This window comes from Thermodesulfatator atlanticus DSM 21156, assembly GCF_000421585.1.
GTDB lineage: Bacteria > Desulfobacterota > Thermodesulfobacteria > Thermodesulfobacteriales > Thermodesulfatatoraceae > Thermodesulfatator > Thermodesulfatator atlanticus.
In genome coordinates this window covers 1-18619 of record NZ_ATXH01000029.1, presented here as the reverse complement: position 1 = coordinate 18619, position 18619 = coordinate 1, and the positions used below count along the sequence as shown (strand labels likewise).

16 protein-coding genes and 2 tRNA genes are annotated in these 18619 nt (G+C 47.8%); 11 read left to right on the top strand and 7 right to left on the bottom strand.

What is annotated here, in order from left to right:
• Positions 1-55: 55 nt before the first annotated feature.
• On the bottom strand, positions 56-1861 hold the full coding sequence (gene aspS / locus H528_RS0110270) for an aspartate--tRNA ligase (RefSeq protein ID WP_022854226.1): 1806 nt from the start codon (positions 1859-1861) through the stop codon (positions 56-58).
• 314 nt (positions 1862-2175) lie between these two features.
• On the opposite strand from aspS, the gene H528_RS0110265 reads away from it, so the two are divergent.
• From H528_RS0110265 to H528_RS13520, 5 genes are all read left to right on the top strand, one after another.
• Complete coding sequence (locus H528_RS0110265) at positions 2176-3153, top strand: LysR family transcriptional regulator (protein ID WP_022854225.1); 978 nt, start codon at positions 2176-2178, stop codon at positions 3151-3153.
• Between the two features lie 4 nt (positions 3154-3157).
• Positions 3158-5587: an ATP-dependent DNA helicase RecG gene (recG, locus tag H528_RS0110260; protein WP_022854224.1), complete on the top strand. Its 2430-nt coding sequence runs from the start codon at positions 3158-3160 to the stop codon at positions 5585-5587.
• 9 nt (positions 5588-5596) lie between these two features.
• Entirely contained in the window at positions 5597-6898 is a 1302-nt protein-coding gene (locus tag H528_RS0110255; RefSeq protein WP_022854223.1) for a homoserine dehydrogenase, read from the top strand.
• Positions 6899-6962: 64 nt separating this feature from the next.
• Complete coding sequence (locus H528_RS0110250; RefSeq protein WP_022854222.1) at positions 6963-7439, top strand: hypothetical protein; 477 nt, start codon at positions 6963-6965, stop codon at positions 7437-7439.
• Positions 7433-8290: an HDOD domain-containing protein gene (locus tag H528_RS13520; protein ID WP_022854221.1), complete on the top strand. Its 858-nt coding sequence runs from the start codon at positions 7433-7435 to the stop codon at positions 8288-8290. Before H528_RS0110250 ends, H528_RS13520 begins: the two co-directional genes overlap by 7 nt.
• Here the strand turns inward: H528_RS13520 and H528_RS0110240 are convergent.
• From H528_RS0110240 to H528_RS0110220, 5 genes are read right to left on the bottom strand one after another with little or no spacing between them, the layout of a single operon-like run.
• Positions 8274-8528, bottom strand: coding sequence for an EscU/YscU/HrcU family type III secretion system export apparatus switch protein (locus H528_RS0110240; protein ID WP_022854220.1), 255 nt, complete (start codon positions 8526-8528; stop codon positions 8274-8276). The genes H528_RS13520 and H528_RS0110240 overlap by 17 nt on opposite strands.
• Positions 8503-10143 carry an Rne/Rng family ribonuclease gene (locus tag H528_RS13515; RefSeq protein ID WP_022854219.1) on the bottom strand — a complete coding sequence of 547 codons (1641 nt, stop codon included), beginning with the start codon at positions 10141-10143 and terminating at the stop codon, positions 8503-8505. The genes H528_RS0110240 and H528_RS13515 overlap by 26 nt, the downstream gene beginning before the upstream one ends.
• Positions 10143-10532 (bottom strand): molybdenum cofactor biosynthesis protein MoaE, encoded by a 390-nt coding sequence (locus H528_RS0110230; protein ID WP_022854218.1) that lies wholly within the window; start codon positions 10530-10532, stop codon positions 10143-10145. The genes H528_RS13515 and H528_RS0110230 overlap by 1 nt, the downstream gene beginning before the upstream one ends.
• 10 nt (positions 10533-10542) lie before the next feature.
• On the bottom strand, positions 10543-10902 hold the full coding sequence (locus H528_RS0110225) for a DUF5658 family protein (RefSeq protein WP_157608235.1): 360 nt from the start codon (positions 10900-10902) through the stop codon (positions 10543-10545).
• A 13-nt stretch (positions 10903-10915) separates the two neighbouring features.
• Positions 10916-11359 carry a tetratricopeptide repeat protein gene (locus H528_RS0110220; RefSeq protein ID WP_022854216.1) on the bottom strand — a complete coding sequence of 148 codons (444 nt, stop codon included), beginning with the start codon at positions 11357-11359 and terminating at the stop codon, positions 10916-10918.
• 60 nt (positions 11360-11419) lie between these two features.
• Here H528_RS0110220 and H528_RS0110215 point away from each other — a divergent pair.
• The 6 genes from H528_RS0110215 to H528_RS0110185 all read left to right on the top strand — a co-directional run bounded on the left by H528_RS0110215 (position 11420) and on the right by H528_RS0110185 (position 18058).
• Positions 11420-11507, top strand: a tRNA-Ser gene (locus H528_RS0110215).
• Positions 11508-11551: 44 nt separating this feature from the next.
• A tRNA-Ser gene (locus tag H528_RS0110210) sits at positions 11552-11644 on the top strand.
• Between the two features lie 230 nt (positions 11645-11874).
• Positions 11875-12345, top strand: coding sequence for a cytochrome c3 family protein (locus H528_RS0110200; protein ID WP_022854214.1), 471 nt, complete (start codon positions 11875-11877; stop codon positions 12343-12345).
• Between the two features lie 78 nt (positions 12346-12423).
• A complete protein-coding gene (locus H528_RS0110195; protein ID WP_022854213.1) occupies positions 12424-13806 on the top strand; it encodes an efflux transporter outer membrane subunit in 1383 nt (460 codons plus the stop codon).
• Positions 13803-14948, top strand: a complete 1146-nt coding sequence (locus H528_RS0110190) for an efflux RND transporter periplasmic adaptor subunit (RefSeq protein ID WP_022854212.1) — start codon at positions 13803-13805, stop codon at positions 14946-14948. The genes H528_RS0110195 and H528_RS0110190 overlap by 4 nt, the downstream gene beginning before the upstream one ends.
• Positions 14945-18058 carry an efflux RND transporter permease subunit gene (locus tag H528_RS0110185; protein ID WP_022854211.1) on the top strand — a complete coding sequence of 1038 codons (3114 nt, stop codon included), beginning with the start codon at positions 14945-14947 and terminating at the stop codon, positions 18056-18058. The genes H528_RS0110190 and H528_RS0110185 overlap by 4 nt, the downstream gene beginning before the upstream one ends.
• A 254-nt stretch (positions 18059-18312) precedes the next feature.
• Here H528_RS0110185 and H528_RS13510 read toward each other — a convergent pair.
• Positions 18313-18619: transposase (locus H528_RS13510; RefSeq protein ID WP_157608232.1), on the bottom strand; the 307-nt coding region annotated here is incomplete at its 5' end.

Below are 18619 nucleotides of genomic sequence, written 5' to 3'. Positions count from 1 at the left end.
CCAGGGCTTTCTTGAGGCTAAAATGCCGAAATATGCGTTTTTTCTCAAAATAACTCTATTTTTTCTTTTCTTTGTCAAGATCCCAGCCGGGCAGCAAGTGAAGCTCGGTAAGCTGCGTCATGGTAACAGGGGCAGGAGCCCCGGTTAAAAGACACTGGGCCCGCTGGGTCTTGGGAAACGCTATCACGTCTCTTATGCTCTTGCGGCCAAGCATGAGCATGACCAAGCGGTCAAAACCAAAGGCAAAACCGCCATGAGGTGGGGCGCCGTATTCCAGAGCCTCAAGTAAAAAGCCAAATTTTTCCTGGGCCTCTTCCGGGCTTATCTTAAGGAGCTTAAACACCCGCTGCTGGATGTCTGAGCGGTGGATACGGATACTTCCCCCGCCCACTTCAATGCCGTTTAGCACCAGGTCATAGGCCCGGGAGCGCACGGCAGGAGGATTTTCTTCCAGCAGATCAAGGTCTTCTTCCTTGGGTGAGGTGAAGGGATGATGCATGGCCACAAAACGGCCTTCTTCTTCGTCCCATTCCACCAGGGGAAAATCAACCACCCAGCAGGGTTTGAACACACCTTCCGGGATCAGACCAAGCCTTTTAGCAAGCTCTACACGGAGTTCGGCAAGCACCTCGTTTACCACACTTGGCTGGTCAGCCACAAAGAAGATGGTGCTTCCCGGTTCAGGTTTTAAGGTGTTAAGAAGCTCTGCCACTTCTTCCTTGCTGAAAAATTTGACAATAGGGGATTGAAGCTCGTTTTCTTCGCGAACCTTTATCCAGGCAAGGCCCTTGGCTCCTAGTTCATTGGCCAGGGCCGTAAGGTCGTCAAGCTCTTTGCGCGAAAAATCAGCAGGCACACAAAGCCCTTTGATGATTCCGCCCTTTTGAATTACCTGGGCAAAGACCTTGAACTTGGTCTCCCGAAAGATATCGGTAAGGGCAACGAGCTCAAGGCCAAAGCGCAGGTCCGGGCGGTCGGTACCGTATTTGTCCATGGCTTCGTGGTAAGAAAGCACGGGAAAGGGCTTTTCAAGCTCTATGCCTAAGGTTTCGCGAAAGATGAGCCTTACCAGCTCTTCAAGGAGTTCCATGATGTCTTGCTCGGTGATAAAAGACATCTCAAGGTCAAGCTGGGTGAATTCTGGCTGGCGGTCTGCCCGCAGGTCCTCATCACGAAAGCAGCGGACGATCTGGTAATACCGGTCAACCCCTGCCACCATCAAAATTTGTTTGAAAAGTTGGGGAGACTGGGGAAGGGCGTAAAATTTCCCCGGGTAAAGCCTGCTTGGGACTAGATAATCCCGGGCGCCTTCAGGGGTGCTTTTGGTAAGAAAGGGCGTTTCTACTTCTACAAAGCCCTTTTCATCCAGGAAGTTGCGGGCAAGGCGGGCTACCTGATGCCTGAAACGCAAGGCCTCCATCATCTGGGGGCGCCTTAAGTCAAGGTAGCGATATTTGAGTCGGTGGACCTCTGAGACTTCCACGTCTTCGTCAAGGGGCCAGGGTGGGGTCTTTGAGGCGTTAAGAATGCGAAGTTCTTTGGCTTCAACTTCGATTTCACCGGTGGGAAGCTTGGGGTTTTCCATGCCTTCAGGGCGGCGACGCACCCGGCCTTTTATGGCGATGCAATATTCTGCCCTGAGCTTATGGGCGTGGGCATGGGTCTCAGGGTTAATCTCTGGCTCAAAAACAACCTGGGTTATCCCCTCACGGTCACGAAGGTCGATAAAGATAACGCCTCCGTGGTCACGGCGCCTAAGCACCCAGCCCATTAAGGTCACTTCCTGGCCTACGTGTTCCGCACGTAGTTCATTGCAATGGTGCGTTCTTTTCCACTGGCCCAAAAGATCAAGGGTTTCCATTTCTTTTCCCTCCTTTTTGCTTGGCCTAAACGTTTAGTCCCTTTAGCCTAAAACGACAAGGGGGAGTTCTTAAAACAACAATATTTCGATGTAGCTATTTTGTCTCTTCAAGAATAAATTCCGAGACCTTTTTAGGGGGCTTGTTTCAAACAAAATTTATTTTAATTTATAGAAATCTTTTATTGGAATTTATGCTTTTTAAAAATGCTTAAAAGTTTAGTTGGATAGATAAAAAAAATCAGAAAAACTGATTGATTTTTTCTTAAATTTCGCTTATAGAATAAGGAGATTTTAAAAAGGAGGGTTGAAAGAAAATGGCATTAACACTGCGCCAGTTAGAAATTTTTTTGGCGGTTGCAGAGACCGGCCATGTTACTACGGCTGCCAAAAAGATATATCTTACCCAATCCGCGGTGAGTATGGCGATTTCTGAGATGGAAAATATCTTGAACGGACCATTGTTTGATAGACAGGGGAAAAAGCTGGTTTTGAATGATCGCGGTCGGTTTCTCCTGCCCCATGCTAGAGAAATACTTAACAAAGTTCGCAATCTCGAGTTACTTCTTTCTGAGCCTGAAGACAAAATCGTCGGCACCTTACACGTCGGGGCCAGCTCAACCATCGGCAATTACGTAATGCCTTTCATTGTAAGCGCTTTTATTGAAAAGTATCCCGATGCCGAAATAAAGCTTATCGTAGGTAATACCCGTCAGATTGAAGAAAGAATAGAAGAAGGCGAGCTTGACATCGGTTTTGTAGGTGGTTCGGTACAAAGTGACAGAATCCAGGTTAAACCCTGGCTTGAGGATAGGCTTCGCATTATTGCCGGTACCAAGCATCCTCTTGCCAAGAAGGAAAAAGTGACTCTTAAAGACCTTGAAGAGGCCCGCTGGATAATACGCGAAGAAGGTTCTGGTATCGCAGAAATCTTTGAAAACGTCATCGTAAAAAAACTTCCCAAGTTAAATGTTTTTCTGCGCCTTGGTCATACCGAAGCCATTAAAAAAGCCGTGGAAGCAGGCCTAGGGATAACCTGTCTTTCGGTGCTTACGGTTTGCCGTGAGGTACAGCAAGGCTGGATTAAAGTGCTTGATGTTCCAGAGCTTGAAATCAATCATCGTCTTTCCATGATAATGCGTAAAGATAAACTTAAAACAAGGCTTCTTTCAGAGTTCATGAATTTCTGCGAGGTAGTTAACGAATGTTGCCAGGCCCATCAAACCTGTTTTACTTCTCCGAATCAGCTTTTTGAGTTACTAACCCAGCCTGAGGAAGCAAGCGTGGCACAATAAGTTTATGTCTGGCAAAGATGTCGAGGAAAGACTGGGGCCGCTTCTTCGGCCCCTTCGTTTTGTTAGCCGCAAGGATTTTGCCAATCTAAACCGGGTAAAACAACTAGAAAAAACCTTAAAAGAAGCCTATCTTGAAATCAAAGAAGTCTTCCCTGAAGAGCTTGCCAGCGAGATAGAAAAGCTTATTGAGGGGCTAGATGCCCTTAGCTCCACCCAAAAAAAAGAACGCGTTCAAAAACTCATTGCTGTTCTTGAAAGCGCAAAGACGCACTCTTCGCCTCCAGAACTTCCCGACTTTGAAGATGTTAACCTCTCTATAGAAACTTACCGTTCCTATCGCAAGGAACTCAGCAAGTCCGTCCAGTATTTAAAAGGCGTGGGGCCTAAGCTTGCTAAAAAATTTGCCCAGCGTGAGATCAAAACCGTAGAAGATCTTCTTTTTTTTCTGCCAAAATCCTATGAAGATCGTCGTAGGCTGCGCCAAATAGGTTCTTTGCGTGTTGGGGAACATGCGGTGGTAGAGGGCGAAGTCGTTCTTTCTGGAACAGTCAAATTCAGGCGCCGCAAAGTTTTTGAAATAGTTATTTCAGACGGCACGGGCCTTCTTGCGGCCAAGTGGTTTCATTTTAACGAAAGAAGACAAAGAGAAACCTTTCCTCCTGGGCGTAAAGTGATTCTTGCAGGAGAGGTTTCTTCTTTTTCTGGACGTAAGGAAATAGTTCACCCTGAAGTTGACTTTCCAGAGGACGAAAAGATTGGCCTTCACGTGGGAAGGCTTCTTCCGATTTATCCGTCAGTAGAAGGGGTTTCTCAAAAGCTCATTAGAAAAGTTGTGGCCAATGCTGTGGAAGAATACGCTGGCAAGGCGATAAGTACTATCCCTGCTAAAATACTTAAAAAAAGGGGGCTTCTTCCCCTTCCTTTGGCCTTGCGGGGAATCCATTTCCCAGAGCCTCATGATGATCCTGCGGCATTGTGCGAAAAAAGAAGCGTTTATCATAAAAGCCTTGCTTTTGACGAGTTTTTTTATCTGGAGCTAGCCCTTGCCCTTCGCAAGTCAAAGATTGCACGTGCCCCTGGTATTTCTTTTGACACAAAGTCCTTGCGGGTGGAAAAGTTTTTGAAGAATTTGCCTTTTGAACTCACAGGCGCCCAAAAGCGCGTTTTCGCAGAGATAAAGCGCGATATGGCAAGACTTTACCCCATGAACAGACTTCTTCAGGGAGACGTTGGCTGTGGCAAGACCGTGGTGGCTTTTTTGGCAGCGCTCATTGCCATTGAAAATGGCTACCAGGTGGCCCTTATGGCGCCTACAGAGATACTGGCAGAACAGCACTTTTTGGGATTTAAGAAATACGCTGGCCTGATAGGCGTAGAGATAGCGCTTCTTACCGGCGGAAAAACCCCCCGGGAAAAAAAACTTGTTCAGCAAGGCTTAGCAGAAGGCCATATCAATTTCGTTGTGGGGACCCACGCCTTGTTCCAGGAGACCGTTTCTTTCAAAAAACTTGGCCTGGTAATTGTTGATGAGCAGCATCGTTTCGGGGTGCTTCAACGTGCGGCGCTTCGGGAAAAAGCCGAAGGTGTTGAGCCAGATACCCTGGTGATGACCGCAACTCCCATTCCACGCACCCTGGCCATGACGGTCTATGGAGATCTTGATGTTTCCATCATTGATGAACTCCCCGCCGGCAGAGTCCCCATTGAAACGCTTCTTTTCACAGAAAAAAACAGCCAGAAGGCTTACGAAATCGTGCGCAAGGAGCTTGCCAAAGGGCATCAGGCATATGTGGTTTTCCCGCTGGTTGAAGAATCAGAAAAAATGGACCTTTTAGCCGCCACCACCATGGCCGATTATTTGCAAAAAGAAGTCTTCCCAGGGTATCAAGTAGGGCTTTTGCACGGGAAGATGAAACCTGCGGAAAAAGAAAAGGCCATGGCGGATTTTAAAGAGGGTAGGGTGCAGATCCTTGTCTCAACCACGGTGATTGAAGTGGGGGTAGATGTGCCTCAAGCTACGGTTATGGTCATTGAGCATGCAGAACGTTTTGGTCTTTCTCAGCTCCACCAGTTACGTGGCCGGGTGGGGCGAAGCTCACGTAAGTCTTATTGTCTTTTGGTGGCCCGTAGCCTTAAGCCAGGAAGTGAAGCCTTTCGCAGGCTGAAAATCCTTTGTGAGACTACCGATGGTTTTCGCATTGCCGAAGAAGACATGAAGATCCGCGGGCCAGGGGAACTCCTCGGCACCAGGCAGTCTGGTTATTTTAGCTTGAGACAAGCAGATGTAATAAGGGACTACGATATGCTTCACGCCGCGCGTGAAGAAGCCTTTGCCCTTATTGAGGAAGACCCAACTTTAAAAAATTATCCCCTTCTTAAAGAAATCTTGTTAGAAAGATGGCAGGAAAGACTCAAACTTTCAGAAGTTGCTTAGGAGGCTCACATGAGTATTCAAATCGGCATAATCGGGCTGGGAACTGTTGGTTCAGGCACGGTAAAAATCCTTTTTGAAAACCAGAAGCTAATAAAAAAGCGCCTGGGCTGCCCTATTGTGGTGAAAAAAATCGCAGTGCGTAATCCTTCTCTTCCACGCCTGGTGGAAGTGCCTGACACTCTTCTTACCACAGATGTAGAAAGCATTTTTCGCGACCCTGAGATTAAAATCGTTGTAGAGCTCATCGGCGGGCTTGAGCCTGCCCGCACTTTTATTTTGAAGGCTATTTCTGCCAAAAAGCACGTGGTTACTGCCAACAAAGCCGTTTTAGCAGAATATGGCCAGGAGCTTTTTGCTGCAGCCAAAGAAAACGGGGTGGATATTGCCTTTGAAGCCGCGGTAGGCGGAGGGGTCCCCATTATCAAGACCCTTAAAGAAAGCCTTGCGGGAAACCGCATCCTATCGCTTGCGGGCATTGTAAATGGAACTTGCAACTACATCTTGACCCGTATGACCGAAGAAGGCCTCTCTTTTGAAGAGGCTCTTACCAAGGCTCAGGAAGCAGGTTTTGCCGAGGCAGACCCGAGCCTTGACGTTGACGGCATTGATGCGGCCCATAAACTGGCACTCCTCACGACTCTCGCTCACGGGACAAACGTCTGCCTTGAGGATATTTACGTGGAAGGCATAAGGGATGTTGAGCCCCTTGACATAACCTTTGCACAGGAACTTGGTTTTGTGACCAAGCTCCTTGCCATTTGCAAAGACACCAAAGAAGGTCTTGAGGTAAGGGTGCATCCCGCTTTGGTTAATAAAAATCACGTGCTTGCGTCGGTGCGTATGGCGTACAACGCTTTTTATATTCGAGGCGATGCGGTGGAAGATATTTTACTTTACGGCTTAGGGGCAGGGCAGATGCCCACGGGAAGTGCCGTGGTAAGCGACATCATCGATCTAGCCAGAAACGTCCTTGCTGATAGCGCCTGTCGGGTGCCGCCTCTTTCGTTTCAACTGGCAGATCTTGCCAAACTACCTATAAAACCTATGGAAGAAGTTATTTGTCGCTATTATTTTCGCTTCTCTGTGGTGGATAGGCCTGGAGTCCTTTCAAAGATTGCAGGTATCCTTGGTGGACACCAGATAAGTATTGAGACGGTGATTCAGAAAGGGAGAGAAAAAGGCGGCTCTGTACCCATTGTAATGCTTACCCACGAAGCCAAGGAGTCTTCAGTGCGCAAGGCCCTTTCGATGATAGACCAGTTAGATATTGTAACCGCCCCAACTAAACTTTTGCGCATTGAGCAAGGATAAATGTTTAGGTTTTCTGGAAGCGTTCCGATATAAACAAAAGCAACCCTAAAGAAGAGGGGAAAAAGTGATTGTCGAAAAGGGACGCTTCCAGGTGGTAAAAAAGGGCGGAGAAACCCTTGAGACCGAGACTCTTGGCTCATGTGTAGCTTTAGCGGCTCGAGATCGTGAGGCAGAGGTCTATGGTCTGTGGGTGTTTGTTTTGCCAGCGCTTAAAATACTTCCGCACCGGGTGCCTAACACGCCTGATGCTTTTTTTGCCAACGAAGGCATAGACGAGTTTTTAGCGGAGCTAGAGACCCAGGGTGCAGTTCTTGAGCGCACCGAATTTTATAGCGTTGGTGGTGCGCGCTTTTTAGAAGCACCTACTATTTTTGATCTTGGTGGCCTTAACGCTTCTATGATTCGCAAACTTTTGAAAGACCGTAAGCTAAAGCTTGCAAAAGAGAAATGCGGGCGGCCTTTTCCCTGCCGTTTAATAATAAATCCCGTAAGTGACGAAATAATTTTTAAAATATCGGGAGAAGAGGAAGAAAAGTGGTAAAGGTTCTTGAACATATCTTTGAAGAATTGAATACTGTTCCCAATTTTCCGGAAACAGCCCTTAGAGCGCTTAAAATGCTCGAAAACGAAGACGTAAATTTTCAGGACCTTGCCAAGGTCATCCGTTACGACGCCACCATTACGGCAAATTTCCTACGTCTAATAAATTCCGCTTACATTGGCCTGCGGCGCAAGGTTGAGTCTTTGACCCAGGCCTTTGCTTTACTTGGCATTAACCAGATTCGCTTTTTTTTGGTGGCAGCTTGTGCTGGTCAATATCTCAAACGCACTTTGCACGGTTACGGGCTCTCTCCCTATGAGGTCTGGCTTCATTCCCTGGGAAGCGGTGTTTTTGCAGAGCTTATCGCTGAAAAAGTCAAGGCCAAACATCAGGACTACATCTTCACCGCTGCGCTTCTTCACGATATTGGCAAACTGGTGCTTGATCTTTTTGTGGGAGGCGAACTCGAGGTCATAAGAGATCTCGTAAAAGATGAAGGCCTTACCTTTATGGAAGCCGAGATCATGGTCCTTGGTACGGACCATGCCGTGGTGGGAGCAGAGCTTTTAAGGCGTTGGGGCTTCCCTCAGGAGACTATCTTCGCTGTGCGCGCTCACCATGATGAAGACTGGATGGTGCAAAACCAGACTGCGGCTATCGTGGCCCTTTCCAATATGCTCACCAACCTCCTGGGCATAGGCATGGGGGCAGATGGTCTTTCTTATCGGGTGCCGCCTAAGCTTCTGAAGGTGGCTGGCATAAAGGATCGCGACCTTTTTGCCATTATCACCGAGGGTTATCATCGCTATCAAAATCTCAAAGAGAACCTGCTTGCTAACTCTCCTGGTTAAGGCGTAAGGCCCAGGCCAAGACAATGGCCACGGCCTCGTAAAGTTCTGGCGGGATCTCGCGTTCAAGTTCTATTTTCATCAAAGCCTCGATTAACTCCTGGTCTTCCTTGATAGGGATACCGTGGTCTTTGGCAAGTTCGATAATTTTTTCTGCAAGAAGCCCTTCCCCTTTAGCAACTACTTTTGGGGCCTTATCTTTGGCAGGTTCGTATTTAAGGGCTACTGCTTTTTTCTTCATTCTTGGGTTTGGTTCGGCTGTTGCGTTTCTTTTTGGTGTCTTTTCCCGGGTCTTTTGTTCCCGTCTTACTTTCTTTTATCGTTGAAAGAGAGTCTTTGGGTTTAATTTCTGAGGTTGGCCTTTTTTCTTCTTCAAAGATAGTTTCTTCAGGGGGAAGACTTAGATCGGGTTCTATTATTACCGCGGCCTGATAATGTTCTTCAAAGGCAAAGAGCTCGCGTCTTTTCTGGTTCAGAAGATAAGTAGCCAATTCAGGATGTGCTTTGACTTTTAGGGTTTTTACGTCTCTTTCCGCCAAGCGGTTTTTCATGCGACGCAAAATAGCAGTAGCAAGCACTTCCACCGTGCGGATTTGCCCTGCCCCGCGGCAGGTAGGACAAGGCCGGTAGCTTCCCCATTGCAAAGGAGCCTGAAGCTTTTGGCGTGCTATTTCAATTAGTCCTAACTTGCTGAACTTGGTCATGGTGATTTTTGCACGGTCTTTTCTTAGGGCTTCACGCAGGTGTTTTTCAACCTGGTTGCGGTGTTTAGCCTGTTTCATGGTGATGAAGTCGATGACAATCAAGCCGCCCAGGTCGCGCAAACGTAGTTGTCTTGCGATTTCTTCTGCGGCCTCAAGGTTGGTGCGAAAGGAGGTTTCTTCAAGGTCCTTTTCGCGGATGCATTTACCAGAGTTAACGTCAATGGCCACCAGGGCCTCGGTGGGTTCAATGTAAAGGGTTCCACCAGAGGGAAGTGGCACCACAGGTTTGAACACGTTTTCGATCTGTTCTTCCAGGTTAAATAGGGAAAATATTGGTTTTTCTTTGGAAAATAGCTTGGCAAGGCGTACCTGACGCGGGGCCACTAACTTGAGAAAGTTTTTTACTTTTTCCAGGGCTTCTTTGGTGTCCACCAGGATTTCTTTCACGTCAGAAGAAAGATGTTCCCGCAAAAAGCGCACGATGACGTCCTGGTCGCGGTAAAGAAGGGCAGGGGCGCTTAGTTGGGCGGCTTTGGTCTTGATGTCCCGCCAAAGACGCAGGAGATAGCGAAAATCTGCCAAGATGTTCTTTTTAGCCGCATCTTGAGCAGCGGTGCGCATGACCACCCCTACACCCTCAGGAAGTTTCATGCTCAACAAAATGTCTTTTAGCCTTTTGCGTTTGTCTTCGTCTTCAACTTTTTTGGAAACCCCCTGGGTGGGATTGCCGGGCATGAGCACTACGTAGCGGCCAGGAAGGGAAAGGTACGTGGTAAGACTGGCCCCTTTGGTGGGGGTTTCTTCTTTCACCACCTGGACGAGTAGTTCTTGCCCTATCTCCAGAAGCTCGGGAAGGCGAGAGCGGCCACTTGCTGTTACCGCTTCGGCATAACCATAGTACTCGGGGTGCACTTCTTTGAAGGGTAAATACCCATTGCGACCAAGGCCAATATCGACAAACACAGCCTGAAGACTTGGTTCGATATTGACAATGCGGCCTTTGTAAATGTTTCCCTTGGTATGCTCGCGGACGATGGTTTCAATATCAAAGGCTTCCAGGCGACCATCTTCTACCAGGGCCACGCGAATTTCTTCTGGCTGGTCAGCATTAACGAGAATAATCTTAGAAGGCTTTTTAGTTTTTTTTGCCATTATTCCTTTGCCAGCTCTTGTTTGGAGGTCACGTAGGTCTTTATTTGATCAAGGGTGTCTTTTAGGGCGTTGAAGACGTTTTCGCGAAAATCTCCGGCCACTATCAAAAGCATAAGAATATCGCCTACCGAAAGCTCCCCTTGCCTGATAACCACCCGGACGTCTGAAATCCCGGGCAAACATTTGGCATTTTCGATGATTTGTTCTAGTTTTTCTTTGTTAACGGTGACTTTTACCCCTTTTGTTTTTTCACCCTTGCGGGTAAAAGCCCGCACCACCCCAGTATGGGTAAGTATCATGCCGATTTTTCCCTGATTTTTTTCGATAATGTCGGAAATAAGAGAATCAAGGGTTGGCAAGTCATTTTTGTTATTGACAATGCGTACCATAAAACCTCCTTTAAACGGCCATAAGATGATAAAACACTATGGCCAGATAAAAAAGCAAAAGCAAGGCCAGGGCCCAAAAGGCGCTTTTTGATTTTTTTACCACACAGAGCAAAAAAAGAATCCCACCAAAAGTGCCCACAAGTGCGCTTTTAAAAAGCAAAAAGAAAACCGGAGAAATTTTGATACTCCAGTCGACAATAGGGTTTAGCTCTATGCATTCGTTCTGGTAAAGGCAGTTAAGGGTCAAGAACGCATCGACCTTTGAGAGCATAAAAAGAAAAACGTAGGCACAAAGAGCTAAGGCAAAAATAAAAGAAAGCTCCACCGGACGTTTTAACTCTTGCCAAATAGCCTGCAACTTTTTTAGCACAAAAAACTCCGGTTTAAAAATCAACGATTTTTTTGGCCTGAGCTGTGGCCCGTTGAACCGATACTGCTTTGTCAAGGTCAATGTCTGCCAATTCTTCTTCTCCCATGTCACGGTAAACCTGGCTGCGGGCCATAAAGGCAGCGGCGTAAAGAGGCTCAAGATTTATGGCGTTATTAAAAGACTCAAGAGCCTTTTCAAGTTCTTTTTTACGATAATAGACCTGGCCAAGACGAAAATGAAGGCGTGGATTTTCAGGTTCTTGTTCAAGGGCAAGGAGAAGATCTTTTTCAGCTTCATCAAGTCTATCGAAACGAAGATAAATAGCAGCTCGCGCGTGAAGGGCTTTCACCATCTTGGGTTCAAGCTCAAGGGCCTTGTTTAAAAATTCAAGGGCTTCGTCGAATTGTTGTTTAAAGAGCAAGAAGGCTCCTTCTTCGTAAAGTTCTTCAGCAGTCATATGTCCCCCCTTCTTGTTTTTTTCTAAATCTTGTTTAATAGTTAATTGAGAACAAGACAAGGAGGGGTGCCCGAGCGGCCGAAGGGGGCGGCCTTGAAAGCCGCTGAGGGCCTAGTGCCCTCCGGGGGTTCGAATCCCTCCCCCTCCGCTTGTCAAATAACAAATCTTTAGTTAATTTTGTTGATATCCCTCGGAGGGGTGACCGAGAGGCCGAAGGTGCTCGCCTGCTAAGCGAGTGTGCCCCCAAAAGGGGCACCGTGGGTTCGAATCCCACCCCCTCCGCCACCCACATTCAATATTCCCAACAAGCAAAATTGTCTGCGGGGCGGCATTTTTGTCGTTACACAGAGGCCAAAACCCTTATTTTTCTTTCGAAGTTTTTGGCACAAAGCTTGCTTTTCTTATAAAACAAAAGAATTTAGTTCCTGCCCCGGGCTTCGCCCTCGCGGTGATCTCCCCCTCCGTCACCGCGAGGGAAAGAAAGCCCATCTAAAAACAAAAAAGGAGGAAGGCCAATGTTTAAAAAGATCGGGAGTGTTTTCACGGGGCTTTTGGTAATGGCCTTTACCACCACGGCCTTGGCACAAGATACCGCAAAAGAAGTCAAAGAGTTTAAAGTGCCTGTGGTCAAAGAATACAAAGTAAAAATGGGCAAAGCTACCTTTCCCCATGCCAAACACTTTCTTGATGCCGGAAATTCTTGTGGCACCTGCCATCACGAAAAAAAGGTCAAAGTCAACGGAAAAATGCAACCAGTACCCATGACCCTTGACAAGGCCAAGGCTTTAATGGCTGAGGGCAAAAATCCCTTCCAGTGTAAAACCTGCCACGGAGACCTGAACCGCAAACAATACAAGAAACTATTTCACAAAAATTGTCTTACCTGTCACAAAGAAGTTAAAAAATCCGGCAAAAAGGTGCCCACTAAATGCCGCGAGTGCCACATAAAGCCTAAAAAGAAACGCAAGATGATTGAAGGTTGTTAAGAAAAAAAGGGGGCCAGGCCCCCCTTTTTTTCTTGTCTCGCTTAAATATAATGAGACAAATTTAAGCGAGGCGTGTTGGTGAAAAAAACGTTTTTTTTGCTCCTGATATTTTGTTTGCTAACAGGTTGTGCTCCAAAGCCACCTAAGCCCTCGCCGTCTATCCCCCTTCCAAAATCTTATTATTTTGCCGCTTCAAAAGAAAAAGCTCCTTTTGTTGATCGTTGGTGGGAGAATTTCCGCGACGAAAAGCTAAACGAGCTTGTGGCAGAACTTCTTTCTTCAAACTTGAGCTTGCGTGAAGCTGCGGAAAGGGTAAGGGAATCCGCGGCCTTTTTAAAAGAAGCAAGGGCGTATCGTTTCCCTAAACTTAATTTTTCCTTTGGTGCTAACCGCGAAAGGGCGTATTCCCCATACGGGCCTTCTTTCATCTCTGGCAGTTTTTCCGCAAGTCTTTTTACCTCTTACGAACTTGATATCTGGCAAAAATTCAGCCACGCCAAGCGTGCTGCAGCGTATAAGCTTCTTGCCAATGAGGAAAACCTAAAGGCGCTGGCCCAGAGTCTTGTGGCAGAGCTTGTTAGCAAATACGTGGCGGCTTCTTACCTTGCCTGTGAAAAGGAAGTCCTTGCCGAGCAGCTTGCCACCCAAAAACGTTATCTCAATCTTTTGCGTGAGCGTTATCAATTGGGCCTGGTCGATGCCTCTTTACTTGAACAGGAAGAACGCCTTTTAGCAGGCCTCGAACTAGAGAAAGAAAACCTTGAAGCCAGGGGGCTTTCTTTGCGCCAGGAGATAGCCCTGCTTTTAGGTCGCTATCCCCGCCCTACTGCAGTGTCTTCTGAGATTTGTATGCTTGAGCTTCCGGCTCCTAAGCCTGGGCTTCCTGCTGATCTGCTCAAAAGAAGGCCAGACATTAGGGCAGCTAAAGAGGCCCTTTTGGCGGCAGGCGAAGAGGTAGCGGCTAAAAAGGCGGATCTCTTCCCAAGTATTACCTTAACTGCTAAAGAAGGTCGCATTTCAAATGCGTTGGCCACGCTTTTAAGATCAGAAAACCGCCTGTGGCAACTTGCCGCCACATTGACGCAACCAATTTTTGATGCCGGTGCTCGTAAGGCCAGAGTCAAAGAGGCTTATGCGCGTTTTCGCCTCCAAGAAGCCAGATACGCCCAGACGATACTTCAGGCCTTTTATGAGGTGGAAAACGCTCTTATGCTTGAAAATTCCTGGCGCAAGCGTCTTGCCCTGGTGAGCAGGCAAGAAAAAGCCGCCTGTAAGGAGGCCTCTATCAGAAAGGCCCGCTACCTTCTTGGCACGGCCTCTTCCCTTGATTACTTAAAAGCCAAGAACTTTTGTCTTGAGCAAAAACGCCAAAAACTAGCTGCTGAAAACAGCCTTATGCAGGCACGTATTTCCCTGTACCGCGCCCTTGGTGGTGGCTTTTCACAAGAGGACGGCTCATGAAAAAAAGAACTTTTATCCAGATGCTTTTGGTCGCCATGGTCCTTTGCTTTGGGGCGTTGGTTTCGTACTACATTGTCCATACCAAGCCCAAGCTTCCCAAGCGCAAACCAAAGCCGGTTATCCCCCTGGTAAAAGTTAAAAAATTAGCTCCTGAAAATTATCGTTTGGTTGTCAACGGCTATGGCACGGTAAAGGCCCTGAGGGTGGGAAACATTGTCCCTGAAGTTTCCGGAAGGGTGGTTTACCTTTCGCCAAAATTAATCCCAGGAGGGACTTTTAAGCGTGGAGAAGTCCTTGTGCGGCTCGATAAGCGGGATTATGAAACTGCCCTTTATCTCGCAGAGGCTGAGCTTGAAGAGGCCAAAAGGGCCTTTGAAGAGATAAAGGCCCAGGCCATTGCCGCAAAAGAAGAATGGCGAAACGTCCTGGGGCACAAAGAGCCACCACCGCCCTTGGTAGCCAAAGAACCTCAGCTTGCAGCAGCCAAGGCCCGGATTGCCGCAGCAGAGGCCAAAGTAGCCAAGGCCAAGCTTGACCTTGCGCGTACGGTTATCAAGGCCCCGTTTGATGGGATCGTGGTAGAAAGCCACCTTGAGCTTGGGCAATTTGTGGCCAAGGGAGCGGTGCTTGCCAAAGTTTATGATACCCACGCTGTGGAAATAGCAGTGCCACTTGAGGTGGAAAGGCTTTCTTTTTTTGATATCCCCGGTTTTAACGCCAAGAAAGGGTCTTTGGTCAAGGTGTGGCTTAACATTGGCGAAGAAAAAGTGTATCCCGGCCAGGTGGTTCGTACTGCGGCTCAAGCAGACGAAAAAACGCGCCTTATCAACGTTTTTGTGCGGGTAAAAAGGCCCTTATCCCAAAAGCCCCCTTTGCTTCCAGGGCTTTTCGTGAAAGTCGAAATAAAAGGTCATCTCTTAAAAAACGTCTTTTTGGTACCGCGGGAGGCTCTCTATTTTGAAGAGGGCAACTGGTATCTCTGGTTGGTAAAAGACGGGGTGCTCAAGCGCAAGACCGTAAAGGTTTTTCTCTTTCAAGGGGATAATGCCATCATAAAAGAGGGCCTTGAGCCTGGGGATCTCCTTCTCCTTACAAGGCTTTCAGCCCCGGTATCCGGTATGAAAGTGCGTGTTAAGCCATGAAAAATCTGATTGCCTGGTTTGCTGAAAATCACGTAGCAGCCAATCTTCTTATGCTTTTTTTGCTGGCAGCAGGCCTTTATAGCGCCTTTGCCATCAAAGTGGAGGTTTTCCCTGACATTACCCTTGATGCGGTGCAGATAACCGTTGATTACCGTGGTGCCGCACCAGAAGAAGTAGAAGAAGGGGTGATCCGCCCCATTGAAGAGCGCATCGCGGGGCTGCCTGGTATTGAGCGCATATATTCCAAGGCCCTTGAAGGCCGGGGCACCATCACGGTAGAAGCCACCCGTGGCTGGGATATAAATAAGCTTTACGATGACATCAAAGTCGAAGTAGATGGGCTCACCACCCTGCCTGAAGAAGCAGAGCGTCCCATTGTCAGGCGTGTTTCGCGCCTTTTTCCCGTGATAAGTATTGCGGTTTACGGAGACGTCCCTGAAAAAACCCTTAAGGCCTGGGCAGAACAGATTAAACAAGAACTTCTTACTTTGCCGCAGGTTACCGAGGTTTCTTACTTCGCCGTGCGTCCTGAAGAAATTCATATCGAAGTTCCAGAGGAAACCTTGCGCAAATACGGCTTAAGCCTTGCTGATATCGCCCGCATTGTCCAGCGCGAAAGTCTTGATTTGCCCGCAGGCCGTATCCAGGAACCCACCCGGGAGATTCTTTTGCGTGCCAAGGGCAAGCGTTACTATGGGAGAGAATTTTTAGACATACCGGTTATTGGCACCCCAGAGGGTGCGCTCCTTACCCTGGGAGACATTGCGGTTATTAAAGACTCTTTTCGCGACCTGGTGGAATTTTTCGCTTATTTTCAGGACAAACGAGCCGTAGTGGTCCAGGTTTTTCGCCTGGGGGATCAAAACGTCCTTGATATTTCCAAAGCGGTTCATAAGTATTACCAAAACCTTGAGGCCAGGATTCCGGGAAATCTTCACGTCAAGCTCTTTGAAGACCGTTCCGAAGTGTTAAAGGCCCGTCTTTATCTTTTGCTCAAGAACCTGAGCCTGGGGATGATTTTGGTCTTGATAATTCTTGGGCTTTTTCTCCACCCCAAACTTGCCTTCTGGATAATGCTGGGCATCCCTATTTCATTTGCCACAGCCCTTTGGCTTTTGCCCCACTTTGATGTCTCCATTAACATGGTTTCTCTCTTTGCCTTTATCCTGGTGCTTGGCATTGTGGTTGATGATGCCATTGTGGTTGGGGAAAACGTTTTCCGCTTACGCCAAAAAGGGCTGCCTCCCCTTGAAGCCGCGGTTAAAGGCACCTTAGAAGTGAGCACCCCTGTTATTTTTTCAGTGCTCACCACCATGGCTGCATTTTGGCCCCTGCTTTATGGCTCAGGGGTAATGGGCAAATTTATTAAAGTTATTCCGATAGTGGTTATCCTGGTTTTGCTGGGGTCTTTGATAGAGTCTCTTTTTATTTTGCCTGCGCATCTCGCCGCCACCAAAGGCCATATCAAAACCGAAGGCATAAGCATTGTGGCCCGCAGCTTTGAACGCTTTATCAATGGTCCGTATCGCCGTTTTCTGGAATTAAGCCTTAAGTGGCGCTATGTAACTCTTGCGGCAAGCATTGCCCTTTTGGTGATTATGCTTTCGCTCTGGATGGGTGGGCGCATTAAGTTTACGTTTTTTCCGCGGGTAGAAGCAGATGACATCAACTGCTACATCACCATGCCTGCTGGCACTCCTGCCAAAGTAAGCCTTGAAGCTGCGCGCTACGTGGAGAAAAAAGGCCTTGAGGTAATCCGAGAGTACGAAAAAAAATATCACATGCGTCTGCTTGACTATTCGATGATTATGGTCGGGGTTCATCAGATTCGTCATGGCCCCCGGGCAGGAAAACCAAACGTAGGTTCCCATTTAGCCCAGGTCACCCTTGAGCTTGTCCCCGGAGAAAAACGCCCGGGGATTAGCAGTGCCGAACTGGTACGGGAGTGGCGCAAAAGGGTAGGGACCGTCCCTGGGGCAGAAGGGGTTCTTTTTCAGAGCGAACTCTTTGGCCTCGGCAAACCTATTGACATCGCTGTTTCACTCCGTGATGAACAGCAGCTTTCCAAAGTCATTGCCCAGATAAAGAACGAATTACGCAAAATTCCCGGGGTTCACGATATCGAAGACAGCTTTTTACCTGGCAAAGAAGAGATAAAGATTAAACTGCGTCCCCAGGCAGCTACCCTTGGCATAACTCTTGATGATATTGCAAGAGCGGTGAGACATGCTTTTTATGGAGCCGAGGCCCTGAGAATTCAGCGAGGCGAAGACGAGGTCCAGGTGCTGGTGAGATACCCTGCCAAAGAGCGTGCTACGGTAGCAAGCCTTGAAAACTTGAGGATTCATCTCCCAGATGGCCGTGAGATCCCGCTTTTTGAAGTGGCATCCCTTTCCTGGGGAAGGAGTTACATTGCCCTTGAGCGCCTTGATGGCAGGCGCGTGGTGCATGTGCTGGCGGAGGTTGACGAAAAAGTAGCCAGTGCCTCGGAAGTTCGCCGCTATCTTGCGCAAAGTTTCCTTCCCCAGCTTAAAGAAAAATTCCCAGCCCTTGTTTATTCCTTTGAAGGCGAAGGAAGACAGCAGCAAGAGTCCATGAGGGACGTGATGAAGGCCTTTTTGTTTGCCCAGCTTCTCATTTTTGCCTTGCTTGCCATTCCTCTGCGTTCTTATGTTCAGCCGTTGCTAATCATGTTTGCAGTGCCCTTTGGCATTATAGGTGCCTTCTGGGGGCATCTCTTAATGGGCTACCATCTGAATATTCTTAGCTTTTTCGGAATTGTAGGCCTTTCAGGGGTGGTGGTAAACGATTCTCTAATCCTCACCGACCTGATAAACCGTTTTCGCACCGAGGGGCGCAGGGTTAAAGAGAGCATTGTTGAGGCTGCCTGCCAGCGTTTTCGGCCGATTTTTCTCACCACGATTACTACTTTTGGTGGCCTAGCCCCAATGATTTTCGAGAAGAGCCTTCAGGCTCGTGTCCTTATTCCTATGGCTATAAGTCTTGGGTTTGGTGTTCTTTTTGCTACGTTTATCACGTTAATCATTGTGCCGTGTGCTTATTTCGTGCTTGAAGAAGTAAGGGCCAAACTTTTTGGCAAAAAAATATAGTAATCCATTACCTGCTTGCTAAAGGTTTTAGAGGTTGTAAAGGTTCTAGAGGTTTGGATGGGATTGGTATCGAGAGCACTATTTTGCCGGTCATGCTGAAGGAGCGCTTCTTCTTTGTCATGCTGAGGGAGCACTTCTTCTTTGTCATTCTGAAGGAGCGTAAGCGACTGAAGAATCCAGAGATCAATTGCTGAATCCCTTAGCCTGGCTATTTGTGGATCCTTCGCTTCGCTCAGGAGATACTGTGGATTTTGTCAAGCCATTTGCAACTGCAACTCCTCCATCGCTTTCTTATACTTGGCAAACGCAAATAACAGGAGCTTACGCGCACAGGCCGTCACCGCTACCTTTTTCGGCTTACCTTTCTTCACCAATCTGTCGTAAAATTCCCTCAATACCCCTTTACCGCTCGCTATCGCACTAAGGGCTCCCATGTAAAGTAGTCCCCTTAGCCTCTTGTCCCCCTTCTTGCTTATCTGCGCCGCCTTCTTCGTATTCCCTGATTCTTTGGTCTCAGGATCTAATCCCACTAGCGCCACCGCTTCTCCTCGATTCCTAACC

Coding starts and splice junctions, on each gene's coding strand:
- H528_RS0110200 (WP_022854214.1), top strand. CDS start 11,875: ATGTTTAAAAAGATCGGGAGTGTTTTCACGGGGCTTTTGGTAATGGCC.
- H528_RS0110220 (WP_022854216.1), bottom strand. CDS start 11,359: ATGACTGCTGAAGAACTTTACGAAGAAGGAGCCTTCTTGCTCTTTAAA.
- aspS (WP_022854226.1), bottom strand. CDS start 1,861: ATGGAAACCCTTGATCTTTTGGGCCAGTGGAAAAGAACGCACCATTGC.
- H528_RS0110255 (WP_022854223.1), top strand. CDS start 5,597: ATGAGTATTCAAATCGGCATAATCGGGCTGGGAACTGTTGGTTCAGGC.
- H528_RS0110230 (WP_022854218.1), bottom strand. CDS start 10,532: ATGGTACGCATTGTCAATAACAAAAATGACTTGCCAACCCTTGATTCT.
- H528_RS0110185 (WP_022854211.1), top strand. CDS start 14,945: ATGAAAAATCTGATTGCCTGGTTTGCTGAAAATCACGTAGCAGCCAAT.
- recG (WP_022854224.1), top strand. CDS start 3,158: ATGTCTGGCAAAGATGTCGAGGAAAGACTGGGGCCGCTTCTTCGGCCC.
- H528_RS13515 (WP_022854219.1), bottom strand. CDS start 10,143: ATGGCAAAAAAAACTAAAAAGCCTTCTAAGATTATTCTCGTTAATGCT.
- H528_RS0110190 (WP_022854212.1), top strand. CDS start 13,803: ATGAAAAAAAGAACTTTTATCCAGATGCTTTTGGTCGCCATGGTCCTT.
- H528_RS0110240 (WP_022854220.1), bottom strand. CDS start 8,528: ATGAAGAAAAAAGCAGTAGCCCTTAAATACGAACCTGCCAAAGATAAG.
- H528_RS0110265 (WP_022854225.1), top strand. CDS start 2,176: ATGGCATTAACACTGCGCCAGTTAGAAATTTTTTTGGCGGTTGCAGAG.